General features: G+C 58.2%; 16 protein-coding genes and 1 pseudogene. 6 read left to right on the forward strand and 11 right to left on the reverse strand.

The annotated features are described in order from the left end of the window. The first annotated feature begins 341 nt into the window (after positions 1 to 341). The 4 genes from CAY53_RS12520 to CAY53_RS04990 all read left to right on the forward strand — a co-directional run bounded on the left by CAY53_RS12520 (position 342) and on the right by CAY53_RS04990 (position 2,879). Positions 342 to 992 (forward strand): hypothetical protein, encoded by a 651-nt coding sequence (locus CAY53_RS12520; protein WP_146106408.1) that lies wholly within the window; start codon positions 342 to 344, stop codon positions 990 to 992. 235 nt (positions 993 to 1,227) lie between these two features. Then, positions 1,228 to 1,650 (forward strand): hypothetical protein, encoded by a 423-nt coding sequence (locus CAY53_RS04980; RefSeq protein WP_104936190.1) that lies wholly within the window; start codon positions 1,228 to 1,230, stop codon positions 1,648 to 1,650. Positions 1,651 to 1,740: 90 nt separating this feature from the next. Then, on the forward strand, positions 1,741 to 2,415 hold the full coding sequence (locus CAY53_RS04985) for a phosphopantetheine-binding protein (RefSeq protein ID WP_104936191.1): 675 nt from the start codon (positions 1,741 to 1,743) through the stop codon (positions 2,413 to 2,415). Then, on the forward strand, positions 2,412 to 2,879 hold the full coding sequence (locus CAY53_RS04990) for a hypothetical protein (protein ID WP_104936192.1): 468 nt from the start codon (positions 2,412 to 2,414) through the stop codon (positions 2,877 to 2,879). Before CAY53_RS04985 ends, CAY53_RS04990 begins: the two co-directional genes overlap by 4 nt. A 195-nt stretch (positions 2,880 to 3,074) precedes the next feature. On the opposite strand, the pseudogene CAY53_RS04995 reads toward CAY53_RS04990, so the two are convergent. Beyond that, positions 3,075 to 3,191: pseudogene (locus CAY53_RS04995) on the reverse strand (IS30 family transposase); the annotation flags it as partial. Positions 3,192 to 3,262: 71 nt separating this feature from the next. Further along, positions 3,263 to 5,653: a bifunctional 23S rRNA (guanine(2069)-N(7))-methyltransferase RlmK/23S rRNA (guanine(2445)-N(2))-methyltransferase RlmL gene (gene rlmKL, locus CAY53_RS05000; protein WP_245874889.1), complete on the reverse strand. Its 2,391-nt coding sequence runs from the start codon at positions 5,651 to 5,653 to the stop codon at positions 3,263 to 3,265. Positions 5,654 to 5,868: 215 nt separating this feature from the next. Here rlmKL and CAY53_RS05005 point away from each other — a divergent pair, with 215 nt between their 5' ends. Then, positions 5,869 to 6,591, forward strand: a complete 723-nt coding sequence (locus CAY53_RS05005) for a M48 family metallopeptidase (RefSeq protein ID WP_104936193.1) — start codon at positions 5,869 to 5,871, stop codon at positions 6,589 to 6,591. Positions 6,592 to 6,647: 56 nt separating this feature from the next. On the opposite strand, the gene CAY53_RS05010 is transcribed toward CAY53_RS05005, so the two are convergent. The 4 genes from CAY53_RS05010 to CAY53_RS05025 all read right to left on the reverse strand — a co-directional run bounded on the left by CAY53_RS05010 (position 6,648) and on the right by CAY53_RS05025 (position 10,848). After that, positions 6,648 to 8,033, reverse strand: a complete 1,386-nt coding sequence (locus tag CAY53_RS05010) for an MBL fold metallo-hydrolase RNA specificity domain-containing protein (protein WP_104936194.1) — start codon at positions 8,031 to 8,033, stop codon at positions 6,648 to 6,650. A 30-nt stretch (positions 8,034 to 8,063) separates the two neighbouring features. After that, positions 8,064 to 8,636, reverse strand: a complete 573-nt coding sequence (locus tag CAY53_RS05015) for an HDIG domain-containing metalloprotein (RefSeq protein ID WP_245874890.1) — start codon at positions 8,634 to 8,636, stop codon at positions 8,064 to 8,066. Continuing rightward, entirely contained in the window at positions 8,633 to 9,673 is a 1,041-nt protein-coding gene (gene hemE, locus CAY53_RS05020) for a uroporphyrinogen decarboxylase (protein ID WP_104936196.1), read from the reverse strand. The genes CAY53_RS05015 and hemE overlap by 4 nt, the downstream gene beginning before the upstream one ends. Positions 9,674 to 9,753: 80 nt before the next feature. After that, positions 9,754 to 10,848, reverse strand: a complete 1,095-nt coding sequence (locus CAY53_RS05025) for a radical SAM/SPASM domain-containing protein (RefSeq protein ID WP_104936197.1) — start codon at positions 10,846 to 10,848, stop codon at positions 9,754 to 9,756. 262 nt (positions 10,849 to 11,110) lie between these two features. Here CAY53_RS05025 and CAY53_RS05030 point away from each other — a divergent pair, with 262 nt between their 5' ends. After that, on the forward strand, positions 11,111 to 11,593 hold the full coding sequence (locus CAY53_RS05030) for a universal stress protein (protein ID WP_104936198.1): 483 nt from the start codon (positions 11,111 to 11,113) through the stop codon (positions 11,591 to 11,593). Between the two features lie 133 nt (positions 11,594 to 11,726). Here CAY53_RS05030 and CAY53_RS05035 read toward each other — a convergent pair whose 3' ends face one another. From CAY53_RS05035 to CAY53_RS05055, 5 genes are all read right to left on the reverse strand, one after another. Continuing rightward, the gene (locus tag CAY53_RS05035; protein WP_104936199.1) at positions 11,727 to 12,059 is read right to left on the reverse strand and encodes a hypothetical protein; all 333 of its coding nucleotides are present in this window, start codon (positions 12,057 to 12,059) and stop codon (positions 11,727 to 11,729) included. A 135-nt stretch (positions 12,060 to 12,194) separates the two neighbouring features. Then, the gene (locus CAY53_RS05040; protein ID WP_104936200.1) at positions 12,195 to 12,998 is read right to left on the reverse strand and encodes an SAM hydrolase/SAM-dependent halogenase family protein; all 804 of its coding nucleotides are present in this window, start codon (positions 12,996 to 12,998) and stop codon (positions 12,195 to 12,197) included. Between the two features lie 71 nt (positions 12,999 to 13,069). Beyond that, complete coding sequence (locus CAY53_RS05045) at positions 13,070 to 13,744, reverse strand: DUF2959 domain-containing protein (RefSeq protein ID WP_104936201.1); 675 nt, start codon at positions 13,742 to 13,744, stop codon at positions 13,070 to 13,072. A gap of 40 nt (positions 13,745 to 13,784) precedes the next feature. Next, the gene (locus tag CAY53_RS05050; RefSeq protein WP_017865527.1) at positions 13,785 to 14,042 is read right to left on the reverse strand and encodes an FmdB family zinc ribbon protein; all 258 of its coding nucleotides are present in this window, start codon (positions 14,040 to 14,042) and stop codon (positions 13,785 to 13,787) included. Positions 14,043 to 14,387: 345 nt separating this feature from the next. Continuing rightward, positions 14,388 to 15,548 (reverse strand): cytochrome d ubiquinol oxidase subunit II, encoded by a 1,161-nt coding sequence (locus CAY53_RS05055; protein ID WP_104936202.1) that lies wholly within the window; start codon positions 15,546 to 15,548, stop codon positions 14,388 to 14,390. Between the last annotated feature and the right edge of the window lies 1 nt (position 15,549).

Raw genomic sequence — 15,549 nt, forward strand, 5'->3', positions numbered from 1 at the left:
CACGGCTGCCATGCGCTGTTTTCTGGGCATGAAACTTATCATGCACGGGATTGCCCTTGCCGGGCGCCGAGGCCTTTGCCGTTGCGCAATGCCTTCCGCCATCTCGGAAAAGCACAGGCACACCGAGAGAGGGCAGAAATTTGTTTTTTGTCTTTGTCATATTGCCTATAATATCTTCGGGATTGAGGCAGCGTTCAGGAAGCCACGCCATCCGCCTTTACCGGGTCGACATTATTAACTTACTATATTTGTAGCTTTATTTGAAAAAATTGTAAATTTGTTCAGCATAAAGATGCTATCAAAGACAGCTAACCTTGACATCGTTAAACACTGGAGGAAAAATGATGCAGAAAAAGTCAAACTCTTATTCAGTACTGATAGTTGTTTGTTCATTATATTTATCAGGATGTGCTGTTGGTAATAAATACAAGATTGAAGATAGTAAAATTCAATTTACCTCTACTGGGAGTTCTACGGTTTCCGTTGGTGCTTTGGATCAACGACCATATGTCATCGAAAAAACCAGTCCTGTTACATACATAGGCATGGTAAGAGGTGGTTTTGGCAATCCATTTAACGCAACCACCAATAATGGGTTGCCATTTTCTGATAACATTAGCAAATCAATATGTTTATCGTTAGCGGATAAAGGATACAATGTCAAACAAGTAATCCTTACCCCTGAATTAACAGAAGAAGAATCCATTAAAAGAATAATTGCACAAGGTCAAGATAAGAATATTATTGTTCTTATTAAAAAATGGGAAAGTGATGTGTTTATGAATTTTAATGTATCTTACGAATTATTATTGAAGGTAATTTCATCAAAAGGTGAAATTATTGCAGAGGCAAAAAATAAGGAAGAAATTAATGCTTCTGGAAGTATTTTCAAAGAACCGATAGGACTATCAAAATCAGAAGTTCCAAGAATATATAAGAAGTCTTTAGAAGAATTGATTAATAATCCCAGAATTATCAACGCATTAAAGTAAATTTCCAGGAATATAGCGTAAGTAGTTTTTCTGTCACGATAATGAGTTAATAAAATATGTAACAAATCGTTCAGGCTGCTTCCTTGAAATGTATATATTGTTAATTTTGATTTTGAAATAAATTTTGGAATAAAATAAATCTGACAAAGCAAATTCACTCGGGTGCTACAGAGCGTCGCTGTGCGCTGCTTTTGTCGCCGCTGATTTGCGGCGTTAGCCCGCAGAGGAAATAAAAATGTCATGCATTCTTAGGGTTAGCGGCAAAAATCTGGAAATTGGTCCTCTGCTCAGACAACTGCCCTTCGCGCCATACCGCATCTGGTGCAAAGGCAGCGTAGACGAAATCAGGAAGAAAGTGTCTGTCGACAGTGGCGCAGCGTTCGAGATCAGCGGCGCAGACCTTGACGAATTTGACCTACAAATTGAAGACGCAACGGCATTCCTCGAAAAGCATGGTGCATCCCTGAAGGCCATGACAGAATTCCCAGGAGTCGAATACGCGGTACTCGACTTTGGGATTGAGGTACGTGATGAGTATGTGGTCTACTCTGATTGCCTGCCGGCAACCTTCATTCAGGCTGCCGCAACTTCGGGCCTCGATATCGAGCTATCGCACTACAGATGTCTCGAAGAAGATGAAAAGGCGGAGAAGAGCTAACCAGTCGATCAAGTCAACCCCGGAAAGCACGCTGTGTCAATATTTAAGCCCAGCGGCGGTCAACTTATCTTATCATAATAATTAAAGAAAATGGGACTCGATTATATTGAACTAATCGTAGAGATTGAGAAGAAATTCGAAATTTCCATTAATGAATCTGAGATTTATCATGCTGATACCGTAGGGAAACTTGCAGAGGTGGTCTATAAAAGATTAAAAAAGGATGCATATGACCCATGCCCTACACAAAAGGGATTTTATATCCTAAGACAGTATCTCATCTTTGAATACAAATTATCGCGAAGTGAATTTAAACCTGATACTAAATTAAATGACATAGTCCCAAAAAGGAGAAGATTGAAAATGTGGAGATCGTTGATTAAAACCATAACCAACGATCCAAATAACATTGAGCTGGAGTTGAGTCTGTGGCCAAAGTTCATTTTTCTTTACTTTTGTCCATTACTCGTGCTTACTCTCATCTTATATCTCTTGCCATGGGAAGCATCATGGCTGGCTATTCTTGCCGCATTTACAACATCATGGATTTTTTCTTGGCTTCTTACACCGTTGAGAAATAAAATTCCAGATACTTGTTCTACCGTAAAAGATCTTATACCCTATATCACAACTAGGGGTATCAAGGTATGGGAGAAAGATGAAGTATATGAAGAAATAAAAAATCTCATAGCAGAAATGTTTTATATAAATCAAGTTTTAATCACACCAGATTCACATATAATTGATGATCTGGGTTTGGCTTGAAAATATTTATTATAGTAAGCCAGTACACCGGGATCGTTGACTTCACCGCTGAACTCGACCTTGGGTGTCCCGCACAAATGAAAGCTCTTGCAACAGTCCTTTCGATTTTTAGCCTTATGGTCTCGGGCTTGTTTTGTTGGCTGGGTTTTTCCTGCCTCAAGGGTGCCCCGGATGACTTCCTTGTCCTTTTCATGGGCACCATTGCTCTGCTTTACGGTATATCGAGTGCCGCTTTCCTGGTTGGCGCATGGTTTTCACCTAAATCCAAGCTCCTCTTGTTATCGAAATGGTCGGCTGCATTCATTCTTGTACTGTGGTCTGTGGGCTTGCTCGACTCAGGAATGGTGAGCGGCTTAGAACTGGTTTCAATTTTCTATGTTGCTTTCGTGCTAATGCTCAATGTAGTTAGCGTTCGCTGTGTGCTTCACATGCGGAGCACTGCTCAACCAGGATCCATAGAATGACAACATGGTATCAAGCATATATTGTTAATATTTCACTTTTTCTGGATGCTTTAAAAATGCTGCATTCAGTTTGCAAGTGCCCCAGTGAGGGGGCAAGGCTAAAAACTGCAGTGAGACTCTGGTAGCTTAAACAATTTTTGCCTCGCTTATTCAGCGGTGAGCTGCCCACCCGAGCATTGCTTCCGTGATCGTGTGCAAGCTGCTGCCCCTTGGGAAGTCCTGTCGCAGCAGACCATGACCGTTTTCGTTGGTGCCGCGCTGCCAGGACGAATGCGGCCTGCAAAAGTACACGCGCAGGCCCAAGCTCCGCTTGTACAGGCATTGGGCCGCAGGGCCGGGTGGCTGGACTTCCGGTCCCGCGGTTTTTTGTATTGCTTGTCGTTTTACTTCTGCCGGAATTCCCAGACCCGGTGAATGCGCGGGTTTCTTCTGAAGTCGGGCGGGATGGTGGCAGCGCTGATTTCTTCTACGAGCGCCTCTTGGGCTATGCGCGCTTCCAGCTCGAATTTGCGGAAATTGGTGGAGAAGATGAGCAGCCCGCCAGGACTGAGATGCTGCATCGCCAGATGCAGGAGCTTGCCGTGGTCGCGCTGGATGTCAAAGGTGGCGCGGGTTTCGCGCCCGGCGTCGCGCTCTTCCGTCCGGAACTGCCCCGGCCTCTCTCCTTTGCCGGCCGGGCCCCTGTCCCACTTGCCGGGCCGTCCGTCCTTTCCGCTCCACCGGCCGCCTTTTGCGTCCCGGTCTGCCCATTTGCCGCTGCTTTTGCCGTTTTGCCACTGTCCGCCCCTGCTGTCCGCCCTGCTCTCCGGCAGCTTGCTCTTGCTGTTGGAAAAGGTGGGCGGATCCCCAAAGATCAGACCGTATTGCTCCTGGCTTTCCCTGAGCCAGCTCAGGCAGTCGGCCTGCACCAGTTGGTGCAGCGGTCCGCCCAGACCGTTCAGGGCCAGATTGGCCGCGGCCCGCGCCAGATAGCTTTCCGAGGCATCCACCGTGGTGGTGGCGCTGGCCCCGCCCAGCGCGGCAAAGACCGTGGCTGTGCCGGTATAGCCGAAGAGATTCAGAAAGCTCCTGCCTGCCGCCAGCTCGCGGATGCGGCAACGGATGGGCCGGTGATCCAGAAACAGACCGGTGTCCAGGTAGTCGGTAAAGTTGACCAGAAAGCGGCCGCCGCCCTCCCGCACCTCAAAGAGGCGGCCCGGCTTGTCGTGCTGCCTCTGGTACTGGCCCGGGCCTTTCTGACGCCTGCGGGTCTTGATGAAGATCTGGTCCCGTTTCGCGCCCATGACTTCGCGCAGAACCGCAATCGCCGTTTGCCGTCGCTCCAGGGCCCTGTTCTCGTCAATGCCTGCGGGCGCGCCGTATTCCTGCACCTGAATCCACTCCTCGTAGCAGTCCACCGCAAAGTTGAAATCCGGCAGATCGGCGTCGTAGAGCCGGAAACAGCTCACCTGCTCGCGCTCCAGCCAGTCCGAGAGGGCGGCAAAATTCTTGCGCAGGCGATTGGCAAAATCCTCGCCCGCGCTGCCGGGTGCCAGTGCCCTGGGCTGCCAGATGGCCACGGCGCCGGTCTTCTCCGGCAGGGCGGGCCGGCTTTCGTGGCCCACCAACAGCCGGCATTTGAGCGGGCCGTTGAAGAGCTGGTGCTCCTGCTCCCAGAGGACTGCCGGCACATCGGCAAATTCGGGGTTGGCGGTGAAAAAGGCCAGTCGCCAGCCCGGAAATCTTTCCCGATAGCAGCGGCCCAGGGCACGGTAGAGGTAGCGGGCGCTTTCCCTGTCCGAGAGCCGTTCGCCGTAGGGCGGATTGGTGATGAGGCAGCCGGCGCGGGCGGGACTTTGCAGTCTGGCCAGTTCGCGCTGGTGGATGACAATGAGGTCTCTCAGGCCGGCGGCAATCACGTTTTTCCTGGCTGCGGCCACGGCCCGCGGATCGGCGTCGTAGCCGATGAACTGCGGCATCTTGTCCGCACCGCCTGTGCCCTCCTTTTCCAGCGCCTCGGCCACCAGATGTTCCCAGAGGCTGGCGTCGTGCCGGTTCCAGCCCATGAAGCCGAAGCGTTTGCGGGTCAGGCCCGGTGCGCTGCCCATGAGCATCAGCGCGGCCTCGATGAGGATCGTGCCGCCGCCGCACATGGGATCGAGCAGAACGGGTTCCGCATCCACATGGTCCAGCCAGCCGGAAAGCCGAACCAGCGCGGCCGCGAGGGTCTCCTTCAGCGGCGCTGCACCGGTGTCCTGGCGATAGCCGCGGCGGTGCAGGCTGTCTCCGGACAGATCCAGAGAAAGCCTGGCGGAGCTGCCCTGAATGTGCAGGTGCAGGCGCACGCTGGGGTTCAGGGTGTCCACATTGGGGCGCCTGCCGAAACGCCGCCGGAACTGGTCCACAATGGCGTCCTTCACGCGCAGCGCGGCAAACTGCGAATGGTCGATGGCCGAGTTGACGAGCGTGCAGGACACGGCAAAGGTTTTGCCCAGGCTCAGGTGTTCATCCCACAGCACTTCGCCGGCGTGCGCGTAGAGGGCGTCGGTATTGGTCGCGTCAAAGCGGGCCAGCTCCAGGAGGATACGGGAGGCAAAGCGCGACCACAGGCAGGCGCGGTAAGCGCTGGCCAGCGAGGCGGCCGTCCAGGTGATGGCGCCGGGGCTCACGCGCGGGTTTTCCGCACCGCACTGGCTCATTTCCTGGGCCACCAGCTTTTCCAGCCCGGTGGCGCAGGTGGCGGCAAAGGCGAAGGTTCTGCTTTTTCTGATGCGGGTATCGTGGTTTGGCTGCATGACGAAGAATGCGAAGATTGCGCGGGAATGGAGAAATCGCCAAAAGCGGCCATACTAGCCCCTTGGGGCGGTTCCGTAAAGGCCGGGGAAGGGTTCAGGCGCCTTCATCTGAAACGTCTGGCGCTGCCTGCGCCTGGACCTTGCATTTTTGGGCATGAACGGCCAAAAGAGGCTAGGCGGGTTTGGGTGCTTCGCTCCTTTTGAGGCCGGTCGACATGGAAAATATCCGGATTGCGGAAATCAGCATTGCCGTCACGCGCAAGACGGTGAAAAATTTCAACCTGAAGGTCAGGATCAGGGACGGCACGGTCGCCATGAGCATGCCGGCGGCCGCGAGCCTGGGCGAGGCGCGGGCCTTTGCCGCAAGCAGGCTGGACTGGCTGCGCCGCTGCCTGGAACGGGCGCGCAGACTGCAGGCCGTGCCGGACCTCTGGGCCAGACCGCTTGCCTATGAAGACGGCGCGGAATGCTGGCTTTGGGGGCGGCGTTTTCGTCTGAAGCTGGAGCGCATGGCCTCGCCCGGTTTCCGGGTGGAGCCCAGGGCCCGGCAGATTGTGCTTTTGCTGCCCGCGGACAGCGCCCCGGCCCTTAAACAGCGCATGCTGGAGCAGTGCTACGCCCGGCAGCTCAGGATCCACGCTTCGGCCCTGCTTGCCCAGTGGTCGCCGCTTTTGGGCGTGCAGGTCACTGGCCTCGGCATCCGCAGGATGCAGAGCCGCTGGGGCAGTTGCACCCCCGCCACAGGCCGCATCCGCCTGGCCCTGGAACTGGCCAAGCGGCGCAGGGAGGCTCTGGAATACGTGGTGCTGCACGAAATGGCCCATTTGCTGGAACCCAATCACAGTCCCCGTTTCTACGCGATTCTCGACCGCCACATGCCGGATTGGCGGAGCAGGCGCGCCCTCAGAGACAGGCCCCTGGAGGATGAGAGCGGCTGAACGGCCCGAAACGCCGTCCGGCGCTCCGGGCCCTGTTCACAGGACAGGCTCTGTGCTCACAGCGGGTAGCTCTCGTGCAGCTCGGGCATCACCACCTGGGTATCCTGCAGCAGGCCGGCAAAGCTCTGCATGGCCTTTTCCTCGCCGTGAACCAGGAAAGTGCGTTTGGCGCCGCTTTCCCGATGCCAGGCCAGCAGCTCCTTCTGGTCAGCGTGGGCGGAGAAGCCGTTGATGGTGTGCACGCTCGCGTTGACCGCGATCTGCTCCTGAAAGACGCGCACCTCATCGGCACCGTCGATGATGGCGCGGGCCAGCGTGCCTTTGGCGGCAAAACCCACGAAGACCAGCGCGCTTGTCTTTTTCCACAGGTGGTTGCGCAGATGGTGCAGAATGCGGCCGCCCGTCGCCATGCCGGAGCCGGCCATGATGACCGCGCCTTCCACATTCTTGAGCGCCATGGAATCGGCATTGCCCTTGGTAAACACCAGGCCGGGCAGGCTCAGGGGGTCGCGGCCGCTCATCAGCACCTTCCAGGTCTCTTCGTCAAAGCATTCCTGATGCCGGCGGAAAATTTCGGTGGCAGAGATGGCCATGGGCGAGTCGAGATAGACCCGAAGGCCTGCCGGCAGCCGGCCCTGCTCCATGCCCTCTCGAAGATAGTAGATGATTTCCTGGCTGCGCTCCAGGGCGAAACTGGGGATGAGCACATTGCCCTGGCCTGCGATGGTCTCGTTGATGACCCCGTAGAGTTCAGCCACCGAGGACTGCAAATCCTTGTGCTCCCGGTCGCCGTAGGTGCTTTCCATGATGACCGTGTCCACCCTGGGCGGCCTGGCCGGATTGGGCAGAATGGCCCGGCCGTCCGAGCCCAGATCGCCCGAGAAGAGCACGCGCCGCCTTTCGCCATTTTCTTCCAGATCCAGCAGGATACAGGCCGAGCCCAGAATATGCCCCGCATCGTAGAGCGTGACGCTCAGGCCAGGCGCCAGCTCGTAGGGCTGTTCCCAGCGGGGCAGATCCATGAAGAAATCCAGCGCGGCCAGGGCATCCACAGTGGTGTAGAGCGGCTCCACGGCGGTGAAGCGCTTTTTGTGTTTGTTGGCCTTGTAGTTCTGGTATCTCGCATCCTCTTCCTGGATGTGCGCCGAATCCAGCATGACCAGCTTGGCCAGTTCGCGGGTGGCGGATGAGCACAGAATGCGGCCCCGGAACCCGTTTTTCACCAGGAGCGGAATGCGGCCACAGTGGTCCAGATGGGCATGGCTCAGGATGAGGAAGTCCACGGCAGCCGGATCAAAGCCAAAGTGTTCGGCCTGATTGGCCGCCGAACCGTTCATGCCCTGATAGAGACCGCAATCCAAAAGGATGCGCCTGCCGCTGCATTCGATCAGATGGCAGGAACCGGTGACGTTGCGGGCCGCGCCGTGAAAGGCAATCTGCATGATACACTCCGCGTGTGTTGGTGGATGAAATCAGCTGACGCCCAGGGCCTCGGGCGGGAAGGGCAGCCAGCGGAAGAGCAGCCGTTCCAGAAGACGGCACTGCCCGAAATGCTTTTCAAGAGACCGGCAACGCGCGGCATCGTGCTCGCCGTAGCGCTGCAGCACATAGTCCAGCCGCTCATCCAGAGACACGATGCTGTGGTGCCGCACCCGCTTGTCGGCATAGTGCACCAGCTCGCGTGGGCCGAAATAGCCGTCTTCGTAGCCGGCCTCGTCAAAAGGGTCCAGGCGGACATGCTGGCCCACGATATAGGCCACTTCAGGGAAGCCTTCCGCCAGACAGATCTCCGCCCCCAGCTCGGCGTGGTGGCAGTTGCCGGCCAGACACGGCGTCTTGGCGATGTCGTGCAGCAGAGCGCCTGCCATGACCAGGCCCATGTCCGCCTGCACGCGGCCCGGCTGCATGGCCAGAAGCCCTGCGTGCAGGGTGACGGCCAGACGCGCCACCACCAGCGAATGCCAGCGGATATTGTCCAGCATCCCATACTTGTACGTGAGCCGGATGCACTCGGCCAAACCCGGTACGCGGGCCCTTGCGCTCACTGCACCGGTCTCTGGTAGTTGTGCACGATGTCCACTGCGAGCCTGACGCTTTCCGGGTCAGTTTCCGGCACCACGCCATGGCCCAGATTGAAGATATAGCCGTGGGCCGCCCGGGCCGCATCCAGCATGGCCCTAATGCGGGTTTCGAGTTGCCTTGCCGGCAGAAAGAGGGCCAGTGGGTCGAGATTGCCCTGCACCGCGAGCGGTTTTTCGGCTGCGTTGACCAGGCTGATGGCCGTGGCCAGCGGCACATGCCAGTCGATGCCCAGAACGTCGGCGTCCAGGTGGCTGGTTGTGGGCAGGAGCGTGGCCCCATGGTTGGCAAAGTAGATCAGGGGAATATCGGTATGCCTGCGCAGTTCGGCCAGCACTTCGCGCACATAGGGCAGGGCAAAGACCGCATAGTCCTCCGGCGCGAGCGCCCCGGCCCAGGTATCGAAGAGCTGCAGGGCCTGGGCCCCGGCCCTGGCCTGCGCGGTCAGATATTTCGCGGTGCAGGCCGTGATTTTCTTCAGGATTTCGTGATAAAGCGCAGGCTCCCGATACATCATCTTCTTGGTCAGCAGAAAATTCCGGGAACTCCTGCCTTCGATGACATAGGTGGCCAGGGTAAAGGGCGCGCCGGCAAAGCCGATCAGGGGCACGGTCAGCTGCTGTCGCAGCAGCCGGATGGTCTCCAGCACGAAAGGCATGTCTGCCTCGGGCTCCGGGATGCGCAGGCGCGCCAGGGCCCGCTGGTCACGCACCGGCTCGGGAAAGACCGGGCCCGCGCCCTTGCGAAATTCCAGCGCAAGGCCCATGGCTTCCATGGGAATCAGAATGTCGGAGAACAGAATGGCTGCGTCCACGTGGAGAATTTCCACTGGCTGCAGCGAGACCTCGGCGCAGAGATCGGGCCGCTTGCACAGCTCCAGAAAGCTGTGCCGCCGCCGCACCCGCTGGTATTCCGGCAGGTAACGGCCGGCCTGACGCATGAACCAGACCGGAATCCGGCCGGTGTTCTGGCCCTTGCAGGCCGAAAGGAAGCTGTTGTTCATGAAGCTGATCAGGGTGGAGAAATTTTGCTGTTATCCCAAATTCGCTATTGTACCGGGGGCAGCGCGGCGATGTCAAAGCCTCACTTGTCCCGTTCCGGCCCTGCATCGATGCTGCCTGCCAGGCCGCGTCTGGGCTGGTAGGCGCAGAAGGGTTCGGCCTCCAGATAGTCGCCGCTCATGGCATAGGCCCGCGCCCGGCAGCCGCCGCAGACCTTCAGGTATTCGCAGGGGCCGCACTTGCCCTTATATTCGGCAAAATTGCGGAGTTCCTGCAAGAGCGGCGCCTGTTCCCAGATCTCCCGGAATGCCTGTTGCCGCACATTGCCTGCTGATTTCGGGAAATAGCTGCACGGCAGCACGTTGCCGTCCACATCGATCAGGCAGATGAGCTGACCCGCGAGGCAGCCCTTGGACCCGCCGGTGGAAAATTTCAGACTCCGGCGCCTGAAGACCTTGCCTTCAGCCTTGGCCCGCTGCAAAACCAGCCGGTAATACTGGGGCGCGCAGGTGGGCCGCATGAGGAGTTCGGTCTCGCTCTTTTCCAGATCATAGTGCCAGTTCAGCATGTTTTCATAGGCCTCTTTGGGGATCAGCTCGCCCATGATTTCCTCGCCCCGTCCCGTGGGTACGATCATGAAGATGTACCAGGCGGTGGCGCCCAGTTTTTTGACGAGCGGATACAGCTTCCTGGCCTCTGCCTCGTTGCGTTTGGTGAACGAGGAATTGATGAGGAAGGGGATGCCATGCTCCCGCAGGAGCGCCGTGGCCCGCATGACTCCTTCGAATGCGCCGTCCTGGCGGCGAAAATCGTCGTGTACCCCGGGGCTGGCCCCGTCCAGGCTGAGCGCCACCATTTTGATGCCGCTGGCCTTCAGCTCGCGGCAAACCGCCCCGGTGACCAGCGAGCCGTTCGAGGCCAGGCACATGCGCAGGCCCAGTTCCGTACCGCAGGCCGCAATGTCGAACACGTCGGGTCGCAAAAGGGGCTCCCCGCCGGAGAGCACCATGACCGGATCGGCGTAACTGCTGATGTCCTCAAGAAGACGTCGGGCCTCGTGCAGATCAAAATCGGGATGCCCCTGCACCTCCATTGCCGAGGCTGAGCGGCAGTGCACGCAACTGAAATTGCAGCGCCTGGTGATTTCCCAGGCAATCCATTTGGGTATGAAATCCATGATGGCCAGTCCTTGACCGATATGAGCATGGCCTGAGCGAAGCCACCTGCAGCTGTTGAATCAAGGCTGCGGCCCTGTGCCCCTGCATTCGCCAGACAGGCCTGCAAAATAACCGCGCCGTTCCAGCTTGTCATCCGGAAATGCCTGGCCGGACCGACAGGGAGGGGCGGATTCCCGGCTTTTCGCTCCGGCCCTTTTGTGGTATATCTGCACCATACGCGTTCAGCGTCCATCCCGTCCCCCCAATACAAGGAGGTTTACCATGCAATCGGTCAACAGCGTCCTGACGCCCATCGATTTCTCCGAAAACGCGGACACCGTTTTCAAGGCGGCGGTTTTTCTGGCCAAAACCTTCAAGGCAGAGCTGCATGTGGTTTTCGTGGTACAGAACTTTGAGGATTACACCGGCTTTTTTGTGCCGCCGATTAACTTGCCCAATCTGGAGGAGGAACTGTACGCTTCGGCCCAGCAGAAGATGGAGTCCTTCATTGCCCAGCATAAGGGACTGTGCGACGAAGCCGGGATTTCCGCTGTGAGCAGCAAGGTGCTGTCCGGCGATGTCGGCGAAGAGGTGGTGAAGTATGCCGAGCAGAAAAAAGTGCAGCTCATCGTCATGGGCACCCACGGCTACAAGGGTCTGGAGCGCATCATGTTTGGCAGCGTGGCTGAAAAGGTGGTCAAAACAGCGCATTGCCCTGTGCTGACCCTGAATCCCTACCGCGACCGCGGCGAAGTGCAGGATTGAGACCGAGCGCCAAGGAGCCGGCGCGTCAGGCCGGAGTCCCTGCCCGGGACTCCGGTTTTTTGCATTGAGGTTTCAGCCTGCCGATGCATCAGCAGGTCCAGCCGTTTTTGAGGACGAAAGCGCGGCAGCCGCTTCAGTTGACCTTGAGCTTGCCGCCGGTGCCCATGCCATGGGGGCCGGTGGCTTCCTGTGCCTGGTAGTTTTTGACGGCCACCACCAGATTGTTGAAGGCGTCGGCCATGGAGGCAACCACCACTTTGCCCTCAGGGGTTCTGGTATAGGCGCCCAATGCGCCGCCGCCTCTCCCGCCCAGGAGACCCATGAGACCGCCAATATCCATGCCGCTGCTGCTGCCCTCGGCCACGGCAACCTGTACGCCGGAGCGGTTGTCAACCAGGGCGAGCATGCTCTGACCGCCTTTTACCTCCATGCTGCTGCCAATCGCCGCGCCGACAGAACCCAGCATGCCCCCAACGCGCTGCCGATGCCTCCCAGGTTGTTGGAATTGAAAATCAGGGTTGGGGTCACGGTGTAATCGGCCGATACCATCTGGCCTTTGCCGAAATTGCTTTTTTTCCGGAGCTCCCCCGCCCGTTGCAGTTCACGCTCGCGTTTTGAACTGCAAGTGGAGCGGATCGCCCGGTTTGCAGGGAATGTTCTGGGCGGCGTTGCCCTGATTGATCGCCACTTCCAGATAGCCGTCGCTGTCAACGAGGAAGCAATAGGCGCCTTTTGGCGCTTCGCTGTAGCAACGTACCCGAAGGTTCACGACTATATTGCATAGGACAATCGAGTACAAGAGCGAGGTGTCGATCCGGTCTCTGTGGGGATGAAAGCTCGTGCGCACGTTGCCGAAACGGTCGATCGAGAGCACTGTGCCGGTGATGCCCGCCGCGTTGCGGGCAGAGACTGACGGTGCCGGCAGCCGAATCAGGCTGTGCAGGGGCAGGGCAGGGCCAAGTTCGCCGGGCCGGGCGCCGGCGGCCAGCCGGCCCGCTGCAGGTGCGAGTATGTCCCGGCCGTGAAAGGTCGGGCTGATGTGCTGGCCGGGCGGCATGAGGATTTCGTGGGCAGCCTCGAGGACGCCGTCTGCCAGAAGCTGGGTCAGCAGGCCGTTGTCCGGCGCTGCAAAGAAGTGCCCCTGACCACTTGCGGCAACGAGCCGTCTGGCGCTGCCCACGCCGGGATCCACCACCGCGAGGTGCACCGTGGCTGCGGGAAAAAAATGCCAGCTCGCGGCGAGGACCCGGCCTGCCGCGGCAATGTCCCAGGCCGGAATGTCGTGGCTCAGATCCACGGGCAGCGCCTGCGGGCAGGTCTGCACAAGCCGGCCTTTGAGCTGGCCGACATAGGCGTCCTGCCAGCCGAAATCGGTGATCAGGGTCACGACGGAAGCTCGGGCCATTGTGCCTCCAAAAAGCCAAAACCCGCCTCGCAACGCGCAGGGCGGGTCGAAAAAAGGAAGAAGTCCTGGTCTCAGTCTTTCCGCAACTTGGCGATAAATCTGTCGGCTTCGCGAATGGCATCTTCCATTTCGCGCACGAGCTGATCCACGTTGTGCTCCAGAGTCACCAGTTCACCCTGCAGCGAGGCTATGGCCTGAGCGTTCAGGTTGTGCTTGAGATAGAGTACCTGATCGTGGAACACGCTGAGCACCGGATGAATCTTGCCGCTGGCCCGTTTCATGGCCGCGATCAGTTGCTCGTATTCGTGCCGGGTGCGTGCCAGCTTGCGCTCGCTGTCCTGCCGCAGGCTGGGGCTGGAGTACTGATCCAGTTCGGTCTGCCATTCCCTGAAAAGCGCTTCGGAAACCGATTCCACCGAAGCTATGCGTTGATGCACCTGCTCGGCCCTGCGGTTGCAGCGCTCATACCCGCTGTTCAGCTCCCTGTACTGGGCTTCCAGATCGCCTGGCCTGAGCTGCACAAGTTCGGAAAACTGCTCCAGGGCCGTCCTGAACTGCTCCTTGGCTTCGGCCTGGGCGTCCCGGGCCGCCTGGACCCGGTCCACCATGATATCGCGTTTGTGCACGCCGAATTTTTCCATGGCGCCGTAATAGGCCCTGGAACAGCCGGACAGCCAGAAAAGCGGCACCAGGAGGCACAACAGCAACACCAGACGGCGCGGGTAGCCCTGAGCATTTTGGTTCATGGCTTTCCCCTTGGCAGGAGAAGCGCCACCTGCGCGGGCTTCATGAGGCGTGGCAGTGCGGGCAGGAACCGCCGCCGGAGCAGGGGGATGGACTCGAACAGGACGGCGCGCCCCCGTGTTCGTGAGAGTAGCCGTCTGCGTACCAGCCGCCGCCCCGGAGCTGAAAGGAGGAGGAAGAAATCAGCTTGCGCACCGGCTGGCCGCAGTACGGGCACACGCTGAGGGGCGCGTCGGTGATATGCTGCTCGACTTCAATGGTTTTTTTGCACTGGCTGCATTCGTACTCGTAAATGGGCATGGCGGAACTCCGGACAAAAGAGGAAGAAAAAGGCCGCAAAGGGCCTGAAAAGCTCAACCGGGTGGCATTATAAAATTGCAATTCAATCTGTCAACCGGTGCTGGCCGCAAAAACAGGCGGGTCTCCGCGATGCAGGTGCAGGAGCGGAACCGGCAGGATGAACAAGGGCAGCCCGCAAGCGCTGCAGGCTGCCCGGAGAGCCGTGTTTCACCCCGGCCGGGGGCCAGTTCAGTACAGGCCGAACTTCTTGAGCAGGCGCAGGGCCAGATAAAAGGAAGCAGCCAGGGTGCCGAACCAGCAGATGCCCAGAAAAAGACTCATGATATGCTCCTTGGTCGTGGTGAATCAGTAGGCTGAATGGCCTTTGGTGTCCTCCTCGCGGATCTTGCTCCGATCCATGAGATGCCAGACATAGGCGATGTAGGCCAGCACCAGGGGAATGAACAGCGCCACATAGGTCATGACCGTGAGGGTATAGGGGCTGGACGAGGCGTTGTAGATGCTCAGACTCGACTGCCAGTCCACCCGGGATGGGTAGAACGGCGTGTTGTTGTAGGCCGGGAGCAGCAGCACGGTCAGAGCGATCAGCACTGTCCCCGGCCCGCCGAACCAGATGCCCTTTCTGGAAGCGTGCCGTGCGGTATGCCAGACGCCATGCGCCTCGGTGGCCAGACCGGCTGCCAGCAGCAGCAGCAGCCACGGGTTGGCGAAGAGATTGCGCAGATATTTGAACCACACCTTGTCGATGGTGGCGGCGCTGCTGGCGTTGTCAAGGATGACAAAGCCCGGCATGATGAGCAGGAACAGCAGCACGATGCCCAAAAAGGGCAGGGACCAGCGGCAGTTCTGCCCGCAGGCGGCCCGCAGGCGGGCCTCCAGTTCCGGTGCTTCGTCCTGGGCGATATTGTTGATGAGGTACATGGCGCCCAGCGTGCGGGCGTTCAGGACCAGAAAGAGGCCCAGGCAGATGTTGAAGATGCTGTAGGGGGAAAGGCTGAGCGCTGCTTCAAGGCCTCTCAGGGGGCTCGTCCAGGTGACGGCGTTGTTGGCATCCAGCGTGAAGGACGCGCCGGTAAAAAAGGTGCCGACTGCCGCACCGATGAGAAAAATGCCGACAGAGCCATTGATGAACAGGAAGAGTTCGTAGACCCGGCTTCCGTAGAGGTTGAGGCTTTTTCTGCGGAATTCGTAGCTCACCGCCTGCAGGACAAAGGTAAAGAGGATGAGCATCCACACCCAGTAGGCGCCGCCAAAGGAGGTGGCATAGAACTTGGGAAAGGAAGCGAAAAGTGCACCGCCGAAAAGCACCAGAGTGGTGAAGGTCAGCTCCCATTTCCGGCCCAGGGAATTGATGACCAGGTCTTTTTCCCTGTCCGTTTTGGCGACCTGCCAGAGCAGGGTCTGCCCGCCCTGCACAAAGGTCATGAAGAGAAAGAGCGCACCGACAAGCGAGCAGAGCAGCCACCAGAGCTGCTGCAGGGTTGAATGGTCCAGGTTGTGAATCATG

It is taken from the genome of Desulfobulbus oralis, from assembly GCF_002952055.1.
GTDB lineage: Bacteria > Desulfobacterota > Desulfobulbia > Desulfobulbales > Desulfobulbaceae > Desulfobulbus > Desulfobulbus oralis.

What these genes read in the sequence shown, in the direction of transcription:
- CAY53_RS12520 (WP_146106408.1), top strand. Translation starts at nt 342, where the DNA reads ATGATGCAGAAAAAGTCAAACTCTTATTCAGTACTGATAGTTGTTTGT.
- CAY53_RS04980 (WP_104936190.1), top strand. Translation starts at nt 1,228, where the DNA reads ATGTCATGCATTCTTAGGGTTAGCGGCAAAAATCTGGAAATTGGTCCT.
- CAY53_RS04985 (WP_104936191.1), top strand. Translation starts at nt 1,741, where the DNA reads ATGGGACTCGATTATATTGAACTAATCGTAGAGATTGAGAAGAAATTC.
- rlmKL (WP_245874889.1), bottom strand. Translation starts at nt 5,653, where the DNA reads ATGCAGCCAAACCACGATACCCGCATCAGAAAAAGCAGAACCTTCGCC.
- CAY53_RS05005 (WP_104936193.1), top strand. Translation starts at nt 5,869, where the DNA reads ATGGAAAATATCCGGATTGCGGAAATCAGCATTGCCGTCACGCGCAAG.
- CAY53_RS05010 (WP_104936194.1), bottom strand. Translation starts at nt 8,033, where the DNA reads ATGCAGATTGCCTTTCACGGCGCGGCCCGCAACGTCACCGGTTCCTGC.
- hemE (WP_104936196.1), bottom strand. Translation starts at nt 9,673, where the DNA reads ATGAACAACAGCTTCCTTTCGGCCTGCAAGGGCCAGAACACCGGCCGG.
- CAY53_RS05025 (WP_104936197.1), bottom strand. Translation starts at nt 10,848, where the DNA reads ATGGATTTCATACCCAAATGGATTGCCTGGGAAATCACCAGGCGCTGC.
- CAY53_RS05030 (WP_104936198.1), top strand. Translation starts at nt 11,111, where the DNA reads ATGCAATCGGTCAACAGCGTCCTGACGCCCATCGATTTCTCCGAAAAC.
- CAY53_RS05035 (WP_104936199.1), bottom strand. Translation starts at nt 12,059, where the DNA reads ATGCTGGGTTCTGTCGGCGCGGCGATTGGCAGCAGCATGGAGGTAAAA.
- CAY53_RS05040 (WP_104936200.1), bottom strand. Translation starts at nt 12,998, where the DNA reads ATGGCCCGAGCTTCCGTCGTGACCCTGATCACCGATTTCGGCTGGCAG.
- CAY53_RS05045 (WP_104936201.1), bottom strand. Translation starts at nt 13,744, where the DNA reads ATGAACCAAAATGCTCAGGGCTACCCGCGCCGTCTGGTGTTGCTGTTG.
- CAY53_RS05050 (WP_017865527.1), bottom strand. Translation starts at nt 14,042, where the DNA reads ATGCCCATTTACGAGTACGAATGCAGCCAGTGCAAAAAAACCATTGAA.
- CAY53_RS05055 (WP_104936202.1), bottom strand. Translation starts at nt 15,548, where the DNA reads ATGATTCACAACCTGGACCATTCAACCCTGCAGCAGCTCTGGTGGCTG.